The following is an 11,362-nucleotide window of genomic DNA, read 5'->3' as shown; positions in this document are numbered from 1 at the left end:
GGCCGCTTCGCTGCGTTCAAGTGAAGCGGCGGGGGTGGTCAAGTGAACGGCAGGTTAACGAGCCGAATGGTCCGGGTTTTGTGCGGGGCCTCGGCGGGGAGAAAGGGTGCGTTTCGAATGGCTGATCCGGGCAATGCGGGTCGGCGTGCCGGAACCCTACTTACGCGAGCGTGCTGTGACTGAGACGTTGATGACCAACTGTTTCTGGCAGCCGCCCCTGACCGGGCAGGTGCCGAAGGTCGAGCTGAAAGTGGCTGTGTCGGCCGGCGATCTGCGGACGCTCGGCGCTGACCTCTCCAGCGGTCTGGCGCGGAAAGTCTATTTTCTCGACACCATCGACCTCGCCCTGCAGCGTCACGGGCTGATCGTCCGGCTCCGCAGCAACAAGGCATTCCGCAGCAACGAGCAAGGCCGCAGGAGCAAAGGCCGCAGCAACGAGGGCCGCAGCGGCAAAGGCCGCAGCAACGACGGCCGCGTCAACAAGAACGGCAAGGAACTCGGCCGCAAGGGCCAGGGTAAGGGTCGCTGTGAGAAGGGCCTCAGCGGCGATGCGGTGGTCAAGCTCCGGCCCGTGCTGCCCAAGGCTCTGCCGGGATGGCTGCGCCGCGACGACGGGTTCGCGGTCGAGATCGACGCGCTGCCGGACAACTACGCCTGCTCGGGCACGCTCAAACGGCATCTCGGCCACGACGAGGTAGACCGCGCGGTCGCGTCGGGCAAACCGCTGGCCCGGCTGCTTTCGAACCGGCAGAAGCGGCTCCTCACGGCGTACGCCAATGTGCCTCTGAACACCCTGCTCACCTTCGGCCCGGTCGAGGTGCGGCGTTGCCGGCTCACCCTCGCGGCGCTCGACTTTCCGCTGGTCGCCGAGCGGTGGACGTTCCCCGACGGTTCGGTGATCGCCGAGCTTTCCACGCGGTGCGCCACCGAGAAGGCGCCCGAGGTGGCCGACCAGGCGTCCAGCGCCCTCCGCGCGTACGGGATCGTGCCCGACGACGAACCGCAGGTGACCAAGACCGAGGCCACCCTGCGCCACTTCACGCCCCGTTTCGCAACCCCATGATCGCTGCGGGGCTGCGGGGCTGCGGGGCTGCGGGGCTGCGGGGCTGCGGGGCTGCGGGGCTGCGGGGCTGCGGGGCTGCGGGGCTGCGGGGCTGCGGGGCTGCGGGGCTGCGGGGCAACGAGGGCAGCGAGAGGCTAGGCCGGCAAGTGACCGCGACCGAGGCCGCCCGGCGGTGTCTTACACCTCGATTCTTGAACCCATGATCACTGTGCGGTTGCGCGGGAGGCTGAAGTATTCGGCGGCGTCGGCGGTGATGTAGGACGTGGCTATGAACAGGCGTTTGCGCCACGGGGCCATCGTGTGCGAGTCGCCGCGGGTCAGCTCGATCTTGGATAGGAAGTAGGACGCCTCGGGGACCGAGATCGCGCCCTCGGTCTGGTCGGCCTTCAGCATGCGCAGCAGGGCCGGAACGTCGGGGGTCTCCATGTAGCCGTAGCGCGCGCTCACATGGGTCATGCCGTCGCCCGCGCAGCCGAGGTCGTCGACCACCACCCGCTGGTCGTCGGCGAGGCGCGGCACCGGCAACGTCTCGATCGACAGGATGATGACGTGGTCGTGGCGCACGTGGTTGTGCTCGACGTTCGCGCGCAGCGCCAGCGGGGCGGTCTGCTTGCCGCGGTTCAGGAAGATCGCCGTGCCGGGCACCCGGGTCAGCGCCGGCGTGCGGTTCTGCATGTGGTCGACGAACTCCTGCAGGGACCCCTCGGCCTTGTCGCGTTCCGCGGTCACGATCTGGCGGCCGCGCTGCCACGTGGTCATCACGGTGAACGCGATCAGGCCGATCAGCAGCGGCAGCCACGCGCCGTGCACGAGCTTGGTGAGGTTGGCGCTGACGAACAGCAGGTCGGTGGCGAGCAGCAGGCCGCCGCCGATGATCACCAGCCACTTCGGGGCGTGCCAGCGGACCCGGGCGAAGTAGAGGAAGAGCAGCGTGGTGATGGTGATCGTGCCGACCACGGCCATGCCGTACGCGTAAGCCAGCGCGGCCGAGCTGCGGAACGCGAACACCAGCACCAGCACCGCGATCATCAAGAGCCAATTGATCCACGGTACGTAGATCTGGCCGACCGTCGATTCCGAGGTGTGCGCGATGCGCAGCCGTGGAAGGTAGCCGAGCTGGCCGGCCTGCGACGCCACCGAGTAGGCGCCGGTGATGACCGCCTGCGCCGCGATCACGGTGGCCGCGGTCGCCAGGATCACCAGGGGCAGCCGGGCCGCGTCGGGCACCAGCAGGAAGAACGGGCTGGTCAGCTTGCTCTTGTCGCCGAGCAGCAGGGCGCCCTGACCGAGGTAGCTCAGCGTGCACGCGGGCAGCACCAATCCCAGCCACCCGACCACGATCGCCTTGCGGCCGAAGTGGCCCATGTCGGCGTACAGGGCCTCGGCGCCGGTGACGGCCAGCACCACCGCGGCCAGCGCGAAGAACGCGATGTGGAAGTTTCCGGCGACGAACCCGATCGCGTACGTGGGGGACAGCGCCTCGAGGATGCGGGGCTGGTCGATGACGCCCCACACGCCGGCCGCGCCGATCACGGTGAACCAGGCGATCATGATGGGACCGAAGAGGCGGCCGACCGCCGCGGTGCCGTGCCGCTGGAAGGCGAACAGGATCACGATGATCACGGCGGTGATCGGGACCACCCAGCTCTCGAAGCCGGGGCGTACGGTCTCCAGCCCCTCGATCGCGGAGAGCACCGAGATGGCCGGGGTGATCATGCTGTCGCCGAAGAACAGTGAGGCGCCGAAGATGCCGAGCGCGGCCAGGAACACCGCACCGCGCCGCGCGTGGGACGAGCCCCAGCGCCGCAGCAGCGTGATGAGGGCCATGATGCCGCCCTCGCCGTCGTTGTTCACCCGCATCACCAGCGAGATGTAGGTGAGCGTCACGATGATCATGACGGACCAGAAGATCGTCGACACCACGCCGAGGATGTTGCCGTCGCTGATCGGCACCGGGTGCGGGTCGGCCGGGTTGAAGATCGTCTGGAGGGTGTAGATCGGGCTGGTGCCGATGTCGCCGAAGACGACACCGAGCGCGCCGATCACCACCGCCGCCTTCAGCTTCGAGTGGTCGTGGTGCTCGTGCGGGGTCGCCAGCTGAGGCGGCGCCTCTGACTCGGTCACGGGCCCATTCTGCGCCCGATCAGCACGATCGGGGGTCCTATCGGGCGTGTCCGCCGCCACGTGCCTCCGCTACCACACGCCCACGCTCGGAAGTGGGGAAACGGTCGAGAACAGCGCTCAGTTCGTCCGCGGGCAGGTTGGCGCCAAAAGCCTCAGAACCAGGTTCCAGCCGTACGCCCTCAGCCAGCGCACCGATCGGCAACGGATCAAAACCCAGGTCGTCGACGAGGGCCGCGACCGCCGCCACGTCGGCCTGCTCGTCACCGGCGACGGCGATCGCCTTGCGGCCGGGCGCACCCGCCGGACGCGCGCCCTCCTCGATGTCGTGATAGCCCATGTGGTTGAACGCCTTCACCACCCGCGACTCCGGCAGGAAAGCCTGGACGATCTCGCTGGAGGAGGTGCGCGGGTCGGTGAGGTCGTCGCGGATGCCGTCGACCTCCCACCAGTAGTTCATGGCGTCGATGACCAGCTTGCCCCGCAACTGCTCGACCGGCAGCGACCGGTATTTGCCCAGCGGTAGCGCGAGCACCACGATGTCGGCCCGCGCGGCCGCGTCGGCCGAGGTGGTCGCCTCGGCCCCGGGCACCAGGACGCTGATGATCAGACCGATCTTCGAGGGGTCGCCGGAGCCGGAGATCAGCACCTTGTGCCCGGCCGCCACCGCGAGCCGGGCCAGGACCGTGCCGACCTTGCCCGCGCCGAGAATGCCGATCGTGGTCATCGCTCAGCCGGCCAGCAGGTCGCGGGTCATCGGCAGCACCTTGGAGCCGAACAGTTCGACGGCGCGCAGGCGGGCACTGGCCGGGGTCGACCCGGCGCTGTAGATCATGTCGAACCGGCCGACGCCGAGCGCCTTGATCGCGCGGGCCATCTTGCGGGCCACGGTCTCGGGCGAGCCGATGTAGAGCGAGCCCTGCTCGACCTCGTGGTCGAACTCCTGCTTGCGCAGCGGCGGCCAGCCCCGCAGGGCGCCGATGCGGTCACGCATGACCTTGTAGCGCGGGTAGAACAACTCCTTGGCCTCCTCGTCGGTGTCCGCGACGAAGCCCGGCGAGTGCATCCCGACCGGGTGGGCCACGGTGCCGAGCTGGTCGGCGGCACGGCGATAGAGATCGACGTACGGGGCGAAGCGGTCGGGCGCCCCACCGATGATCGCGAGCATCAGGGGCAGACCGTACCGCGCCGTACGGACCACCGACTGCGGGGAGCCGCCCACACCGACCCAGGTCGTCAGGCGCCCGGAGTCGGTCTTGGGGAAGACGTCGGCGTTCTCCAGCGGCGCGCGGGTGGTGCCGCTCCAGGTCACCGGCTTCTCGTCGAGGAGCTTCACGAACAGCTCGATCTTCTCCTCGAACAGCTTGTCGTAGTCGGCCAGGTCATAACCGAACAGCGGGAACGACTCGGTGAACGAGCCCCGGCCCAGGATGACCTCGGCCCGGCCGTCGCTCAGACCGTCGACGGTGGCGAAGCGCTGGAACACGCGTACGGGGTCGTCGGAACTCAGCACCGTGACGCCGGAGGCGAGCCGCAGGCGCTCGGTCCTGGCCGCGATGGCGGCGAGCACGGTCTCGGGGCTGGAGATGGCGTATTCCGGGCGGTGGTGCTCGCCCAGCGCGATCACGTCGACGCCCAGCTCATCGGCCAGAACCGCCTCGTCGACCACTTGACGCAGCGCCGCACCGTACGAAAGCAGGTTGCCTTTGTCGTCCTCCGGCACGTCGCCGAACGTGTCGAGGCCGAAGGTGAACTCCGTCATCATGACCCCCTCAAGCTGATTGACGTGTCAATTATGCCCACTACTATTGACACGTCAATCACAGGAGGTGGCGATGTGAGCACCGGCACGCGGCGGTTCCCCACCCAGGCGGAACTCGGCATCTGGCGCGACTATCTCGAAACCGGCGAGGCCGTACGCACCGAGATGGCAGCCCGGCTGCACGAGGCCTCGGGCTTGTCCACGGGTGACTACGCGGTGCTGCTGGCGCTGAGCGAGGCTCCCGGGCAGCGACTCCGGTCGTCCGAGCTCGCGGCCACCATCGGATGGGAGCGCAGCCGGGTGTCCCACCACCTCGGCCGCATGGAGAAGCGCGGCCTGATCCGGCGCGAGGAGTGCGCCACCGACAACCGGGGCGCCGAGGTCGTGCTGGCCCCGGACGGCCTGGCCGCGTTCCAGGGTGCGACCCGGCCCCACCTGCGCGACATCCGCGAGATCTTCGTCGACGCGCTCACCCCGGCCCAGCTCGAGGCGGCCGGGGAGATCGCGGCCGCCCTGCGCGCTCATCTGGCACGGGAGTAGAACTAGGTTCATGGCTCGCATCGCGGTTACCGGAGGCAGCGGCAAACTCGGCCGCGCCGTCGTCCAGCACCTGCTCGACCACGGCAACGAGGTGGTGAACCTCGACCGGGCGCCGTCGGCGGCGCCCACCATCAACGTCGACCTGTCCGACTTCGGCCAGGTGGTGTCGGCCCTGACAGCGGTCGACGACCGCTACGACAAGATCGACGCGGTGGTGCACCTGGCGGCCATCCCTGCGCCCGGCCTGCTGCCCAACGCGGCCACGTTCCACAACAACATCACGGTGACGTACAACGTCTTCGCCGCCGCCCGCACGGCCGGCATCAAGACCATCGTGTGGGCGTCGAGCGAGACCGTGCTCGGCCTGCCGTTCGAGACCACGCCACCGCCGTACCTGCCGGCCGACGAGGAATATCCGGCCCGCCCCAACTCCTCGTACTCGCTCGCCAAGCACCTCGAGGAGCAGATGGCCGAGCAGTTCTGCCGCTGGGACCCGACCCTGACGATGATCGGCCTGCGCTTCTCCAACGTCATGGAACCGGCCGACTACGCGGCCTTCCCCGGTTACGACGCCGATCCCCACGCGCGCAGCTGGAACGCGTGGGGTTACATCGACGCCCGCGACGGCGCCCAGGCCGTCCGGCGCGCTCTCGCGTACGGGAAACCGGGTCTGGAGGTCTTTGTGATCGCCAACGCCGACACCGTGATGAGCCGGTCCAGCGCCTCGCTGGCGGCCGAGGTCTTCCCCGACCTGCCCGTGAAGAAGGAGCTGGCCGAGCACGAGACGCTGCTCTCGATCGACAAGGCCCGCCGCCTGCTCGGCTACGAGCCCGAGTTCACCTGGCGCACCGGAACGCCGTAGCTCTCGATCGCCACCCCGTCGATGGTGAGCGACGCGTGCCGTTCGACGGGCGACGGATACATCAGTCCGGCGCGGATGATGCCGAGGCGGCGGGCGTACGTGTAGAGCTGGTAGATCTCGTCCGTGCCGGGTCCCTCGCCGGGCCACGGCCGATATTTCGCGTCGAACACGGCGATCGGCGCGCCCGCCTGGTGGATGACGAAGTCGGCCTTGGCGGTGCGCGGCTTCCCGCTGTCGGTCAGCTCGATGGGGTGCTGGGCCGAGACCGCGCAGTCGGGGAAGCACTCCCGCAGCCGGTCGCCGACGTACTCCTCCCAGATCCGGGTCATGGCGAACAGCACGCTGGCCCCGGCATTCACGCTCGCGGTCGGCAGGGCGGTCCGGCCGTCGAGAACCAGCCGGGCCAGCGGCACGATCTCGCGGTAGCGCCTGTCCGGCGGCGCCGGCACCGGCCCGGTCAGTTCGGGAAGGCGCTGGAAGACCGGGGCGGCCCCTGCCCGGCGATGCGCTCGGCCTCGCGGACGAAGGCCAGCGCCACGATGTCCATCAGCCCGCTCCCGCCGGCGGCGCCGGTGGCGGCTTCGTCCAGCAGTGTCGCGCGCCGGCCCAGACCGAGCAGCACCGACAGATCCGCGAACGGGAACCGGCTCGCGATGTCCACTCCGCGCCCGCCCCGCAGCTGGAACCGGCCCACGTACGGACCGGCCTGCACCTCGTACGTCCCGGCGCCCGCCGGCGCGACGCGCTCGATCACCCGGGGCCGACCGTCCTTCGCGCCCGAGCCACGGGTGAGACCGGCCAGTTCGGCCGCCTCGTCGTCGTCCAGCGCGACAACCGCGTTGCGGTACTCGACCAGCCGGATCACGTCAGGTGAAGTCCGCGATCAGGGTGCGGACGTCCTCGTCGAGCTTGCGCAGATCGGCCGGCCGCTCGAACCAGAACTCGGCCAGGTACGGCCGCAGCTGGTAGTCCCACACCCGCTCGGCCCCGGCCGCGTCCAACCCTTCGGCCATCCAGTACGAATGGCCCGGGCTCACCGGCGCGTCGGCCCCGACCCGGTCGCGGATCAGCCGGAACACTCCCAGCACCAGTCCGGTGTCGGCCGCCCTGCCCTCGGCCCAGCGTTCGAGCACGCCGTCGTCGGGCAGCAGCGGGAACGCGTTGAACCGCCGCCGCAGCGCGAAATCGAGCAGGGCCAGGCTGCGGTCGGCGGTGTTCATCGTGCCCAGCACGAAGATGTTGGGCGGCACCGAGAACCGATCCTGCGAGTACGGGAGCGTCACCTCGGCCGCCCCGCGGTATTCCAACAGGTAGAGCAGTTCACCGAACACGGCCGCGAGATCGGCCCGGTTCATCTCGTCGATGATCATCACGAAGTCCTCGTCCGGGGCGGCGGCGGCGCGGGCGCAGAGGTTCGAGAAGACCCCCTTGCGCACCACGTAGCGCAGCGAGTCGCCGCTGGTCTCGGGGCGCAGGCCTTCGACGAAGTCCTCGTAGGAGTAGGCGGGGTGGAACTGCGTGACCTCGATGTGACTGGGCGAGCTGGCGAGGTGTTGTGCCAGCAGCCGCGCCACGTGGGTCTTGCCGGTGCCGGGCGGGCCGTGGAAAACCGCCTGCCGCATGCCGGTGCGCAGCGCGGCCGCCCACTGGTCGACCTGCTCGACCTCGAGATGGCACAGCGCCGCGACCTCCTCGGCGCTGATCCTTCCCGGCTTCACCTCGGCCGGCTCGTCCGGTTGTGGCCGCCGCCCGTAGCGCATGAGCCGGGTCAGGACCGCATCCGCCTCCTGCGGCGCGACCCCGTATTTCGTACGCCAACCCCGCAGGTCGTCACAGAAGCGCCGGTAACCGTCGAGGCTGCGGGCCTGATAGCCGTTCCCGGTCTGGCCGGCCAGACCGTTCATGGTGGCGTTGACGCAGATCCCGAAGCGGTCGGGGTCGCGCAGGTAGAGCAGGAAGCTGGGCAGCGAGGAACCGGCGTGCGGGAACACCGCGCGGTTCGCGTAGATCTCCCCGAGCGTCGCCAGCGCCGACTCGATCGGCTCGCGCCAGAGCCGGGTCACCATCCGGTTGAACGTGGCCGGGTCGCTGCCCAGCTTTTCCATGATCGCGCCGGTGAAGCCCGGGCTGAAGCGGTCGTAGCGGTCGCGGCCGACCTTGGTGTGCCGGTTGATCAGGCGCCCCAGTTCGACGATGGTGCTCGCGTCCAGTTCACTCAGGCGGGTGTCGAGAACCGCGCGGACCGCGTCCTCGGCCTCCTGGCGGGCCGGCACGAACCGGTCGCCGAAGTCCTCGCGGACCTCTTCGAGGACTTCGGCCGTCGACTTTTCAGGCATGCCCCGAGGTTAGTGGTGCTAGCCTCGTCGGCAGGTCATGAGTGCCAGCGGAAAGCCCCGGCTTGCTGGCCGGCAACCCTTGCGTTCGCGATGGGGTGCCCCGGGTGAGGACCAGGTCTGCGCCCGGCCGGGCGTGGGCAAGCGCGAGCCACCGGAGGCATGCCCGTGTCCGATCACCTCGACATCGTCGGCGCTGAGCTGGATTTCACCCACCTCGACTACGCGGCCTCGGCGCCGTGTGTGCGGGTCGCGGCCGACGCCGTACGGGATCTGCTTCCGTTTTACGGCAGCGTCCACCGCGGCGCGGGGCTGAGGTCGCAGCGGTCCACTCTCGCGTACGAGCGGGCTCGTGACGTCGTGGCCGAGTTCGTGGGGGCCCGCGAGGGCGACAGCGTGATCTTCACGCGCAACACGACCGACGCGCTCAACCTGCTCGCCCGGGCGCTGCCCGCCGGCACCACGACGGTCGTCTTCGACGGTGAGCACCACGCCAACCTGCTGCCCTGGCCGTCGCCCGTGCGGCTGGCGGCCTCGGCCGATCCCGTCGGGGCGGTGCGAGAGGCGCTTTCCCGCGTACGGGGCCCGGCCCTGCTCGCCGTGACCGGCGCGAGCAACGTGACCGGCGAGATCTGGCCCGTCCGTGAGCTGGCCGACGTGGCCCACGCGTACGGGGCCCGGGTCGTGGTCGACGCGGCCCAGCTCGCGCCGCACGCGCCGATCGACCGGGGCGAACTCGGCGCCGACTACGTCGCGTTCTCGGGCCACAAGCTGTACGCCCCGTTCGGCGCCGGCGTGCTGGCCGGCCGTTCCGACTGGCTCGACGCGGCCGAGCCCTACCTGCGGGGCGGCGGCGCCAGCCTGGCCGTCGGCGACGCCCCGGGCGACGTCACGTGGGCCACCGGCCCGGCCCGCCACGAGGGCGGCACCCCGAACCTGGTCGGCGCGGTCGCCCTGGCCGCCGTCTGTGAGGCCTTGCTGCACGCCGACCGGGCCGCCCTCGACGAGCACGAGCAGAGCCTGCTGGCCGCGCTCCCGGCCGGGGTCACGCTCTTCGGTGGACGGCGGGAACGGGTCGGCATCGTCTCGTACGCCGTGCCCGACCCGGCCGGTGTCGCGGACCGGCTCGGCCGCGAGCACGCTATCGGCGTACGGGCGGGAATGTTCTGTGCCCACCCGCTGGTGCGCAAACTCGGCGGTGGCGGGAGCTGCGACGGCGGCGGGCTGCTGCGCGTGAGCTTCGGGCTCGGCAGCACGCACGACGACATCGACTACCTCCTCCGCGCGCTGGACGAGCTGGGCGTGTGCGTCTGAACACTCACGGCTATCCCCGAACGCCGTGACGGGCATAGATTCGTCCTGACGGCGACCCCTGCGGTGTCCGCGACGCCGCATCGGCCGGCCCGGTCAGCTCGTGCTCACCGTTCCGGGAGGCTTCCGTGTCCACTGTTTCCCCACCGACTCCGGCTCAGCTGTTCCGTTCCGCCACCCGCGCGTTCTGGTGGCTCGGCATCGCCGGCGCTCTCACCTCGATCGTCCTCGGCGTGCTGGCCCTGGTCTGGCCCGGCGAGACCCTGTTCGTCGGGGCCGCGATCTTCGGCGTCTGGCTGCTCGTCCACGGTGTCATCAACATCATGCAGGCGCTCACCTCGGACCGTGAGGACGGCGCCGCCCGCGCGCTGACCGCCGTGGTCGGCGTCCTGTTCGTCGTCGCGGGCGTGATCTGCCTGCGTAATGTCGTGGTCTCGCTGATCGTGATCGCCACCCTGATCGGCATCTCGTGGCTGATCGGCGGCATCACCGGCGTGGTCAACGCGTTCGCCGGCGGCTACGACGCGACCGGCCGTCTGGTGGTCGGCCTGCTCGGGGCCGTCACCATTCTGGGCGGGCTCGTCGTGCTGTTCTGGCCCGGCCCGTCGCTGGCCACCATCGTCTGGCTCACCGGCATCTGGCTGCTCGTGATGGGCGTGATCCAGCTGGTCCTCGTGCTGCGCCACCGCCCGGGCCACCTTGTTTAGAAGATTGTCGATATGAGCTAGAGGCTATCTACCTGCGTCGACGCTTTGGCGCTACGTTTCCAACCCTGGCCGGCGCGGCGGCAGCAGCGGTCCTGCTGCCCGCCGGCATTTTCGCCATTGCCGTTGCCACCCCCCGCTTCTGCTGACACTGACCGGGGTGAGGCGGCCGCCCCCGAGATGCTTGCCGCCATGCAGCGCGACCTCGGCCTCAACGCGGACGCCGCCCGCGCCCGCATCGCCAATGACGACCGCGCCAGCCGTACGGAACTCGCTCTGCGCAAGAAGCTCGGCAAGGCCTTCGGAGGCGCGTGGGTGACCGGCGGCTCGCTGGTCGTCGCCGTCACCGACGCCGCGTCGGCCCGGACCGTGACCGCCGCCGGCGCCACGCCCATGGCGGCAACGTCTATCAGCCGAACGGCAGCTACTACCAGTCGACCGTCTCCGGCACCCACCGCGCCTGCCCCGGCGGCACCGACTTCGACATCTACCTGCAGAAGTGGAACGGCACGTCGTGGGCCGTCGTCGCCCAGGGCGCCACTTCGGCCGCCGACGAGACCGCCACCTACAACGGCACGGCCGACTACTACCGCTGGCGGGTCCACGCCTACGGCGGCTCCGGCAGCTGCTCCCTCGGGTATTCCAACCCGTAACCGGGCATCCTGG

General features: G+C 70.2%; 12 protein-coding genes, 1 pseudogene and 1 riboswitch. Of the genes and pseudogenes, 7 read left to right on the top strand and 6 right to left on the bottom strand.

Annotated elements, in window-relative coordinates; all coding sequences use genetic code 11:
- Window positions 1–175: 175 nt before the first annotated feature.
- Complete coding sequence (locus JIG36_RS41570; RefSeq protein ID WP_203382250.1) at window positions 176–1,063, top strand: CYTH domain-containing protein; 888 nt, start codon at window positions 176–178, stop codon at window positions 1,061–1,063.
- Window positions 1,064–1,240: 177 nt separating this feature from the next.
- On the opposite strand, the gene JIG36_RS41565 is transcribed toward JIG36_RS41570, so the two are convergent.
- The 3 genes from JIG36_RS41565 to JIG36_RS41555 are packed head-to-tail and all read right to left on the bottom strand — an operon-like array spanning window position 1,241 to window position 4,946.
- On the bottom strand, window positions 1,241–3,187 hold the full coding sequence (locus JIG36_RS41565; protein ID WP_307873128.1) for a potassium transporter Kup: 1,947 nt from the start codon (window positions 3,185–3,187) through the stop codon (window positions 1,241–1,243).
- Between the two features lie 37 nt (window positions 3,188–3,224).
- Window positions 3,225–3,911 (bottom strand): NADPH-dependent F420 reductase, encoded by a 687-nt coding sequence (locus JIG36_RS41560; protein WP_203382248.1) that lies wholly within the window; start codon window positions 3,909–3,911, stop codon window positions 3,225–3,227.
- A gap of 3 nt (window positions 3,912–3,914) precedes the next feature.
- Window positions 3,915–4,946: an LLM class flavin-dependent oxidoreductase gene (locus JIG36_RS41555; RefSeq protein WP_203382246.1), complete on the bottom strand. Its 1,032-nt coding sequence runs from the start codon at window positions 4,944–4,946 to the stop codon at window positions 3,915–3,917.
- Window positions 4,947–5,021: 75 nt separating this feature from the next.
- Between JIG36_RS41555 and JIG36_RS41550 the strand changes: the two genes are divergently transcribed.
- Window positions 5,022–5,486, top strand: coding sequence for a MarR family winged helix-turn-helix transcriptional regulator (locus tag JIG36_RS41550; protein ID WP_307873127.1), 465 nt, complete (start codon window positions 5,022–5,024; stop codon window positions 5,484–5,486).
- Between the two features lie 10 nt (window positions 5,487–5,496).
- Complete coding sequence (locus tag JIG36_RS41545) at window positions 5,497–6,348, top strand: NAD-dependent epimerase/dehydratase family protein (RefSeq protein WP_203382242.1); 852 nt, start codon at window positions 5,497–5,499, stop codon at window positions 6,346–6,348.
- Here JIG36_RS41545 and JIG36_RS41540 read toward each other — a convergent pair.
- Genes JIG36_RS41540 through JIG36_RS41530 form a run of 3 tightly spaced genes read right to left on the bottom strand, consistent with a single transcriptional unit; the run spans window position 6,309 to window position 8,684 of the window.
- Entirely contained in the window at window positions 6,309–6,797 is a 489-nt protein-coding gene (locus JIG36_RS41540) for a 5-methylcytosine restriction system specificity protein McrC (RefSeq protein ID WP_203382240.1), read from the bottom strand. The genes JIG36_RS41545 and JIG36_RS41540 overlap by 40 nt on opposite strands.
- Before the next feature lie 8 nt (window positions 6,798–6,805).
- Entirely contained in the window at window positions 6,806–7,213 is a 408-nt protein-coding gene (locus JIG36_RS41535) for a hypothetical protein (protein ID WP_203382238.1), read from the bottom strand.
- A gap of 1 nt (window position 7,214) precedes the next feature.
- The gene (locus JIG36_RS41530; protein ID WP_203382236.1) at window positions 7,215–8,684 is read right to left on the bottom strand and encodes an McrB family protein; all 1,470 of its coding nucleotides are present in this window, start codon (window positions 8,682–8,684) and stop codon (window positions 7,215–7,217) included.
- A gap of 33 nt (window positions 8,685–8,717) precedes the next feature.
- Window positions 8,718–8,834, top strand: a riboswitch (SAM riboswitch).
- A gap of 9 nt (window positions 8,835–8,843) precedes the next feature.
- Here JIG36_RS41530 and JIG36_RS41525 point away from each other — a divergent pair.
- The 4 genes and pseudogenes from JIG36_RS41525 (at window position 8,844) to JIG36_RS41515 (ending at window position 11,349) form a co-directional block, all read left to right on the top strand.
- Window positions 8,844–9,995 (top strand): aminotransferase class V-fold PLP-dependent enzyme, encoded by a 1,152-nt coding sequence (locus JIG36_RS41525; RefSeq protein ID WP_203382233.1) that lies wholly within the window; start codon window positions 8,844–8,846, stop codon window positions 9,993–9,995.
- Window positions 9,996–10,120: 125 nt separating this feature from the next.
- On the top strand, window positions 10,121–10,699 hold the full coding sequence (locus JIG36_RS41520) for an HdeD family acid-resistance protein (protein WP_203382231.1): 579 nt from the start codon (window positions 10,121–10,123) through the stop codon (window positions 10,697–10,699).
- Window positions 10,700–10,876: 177 nt separating this feature from the next.
- A pseudogene (locus tag JIG36_RS54890) lies at window positions 10,877–11,029 on the top strand (S1 family peptidase); the annotation flags it as partial.
- Window positions 11,008–11,349 (top strand): hypothetical protein, encoded by a 342-nt coding sequence (locus JIG36_RS41515; RefSeq protein WP_203382229.1) that lies wholly within the window; start codon window positions 11,008–11,010, stop codon window positions 11,347–11,349. The pseudogene JIG36_RS54890 and the gene JIG36_RS41515, both read left to right, overlap by 22 nt.
- The last annotated feature ends 13 nt before the right edge of the window (window positions 11,350–11,362 follow it).

The organism is Paractinoplanes ovalisporus (assembly GCF_016834655.1).
Lineage (GTDB): Bacteria > Actinomycetota > Actinomycetes > Mycobacteriales > Micromonosporaceae > Actinoplanes > Actinoplanes ovalisporus.
The sequence above is the reverse complement of the archived record's forward strand: the minus strand, read 5'-3'. Positions and strand labels throughout refer to the sequence as shown.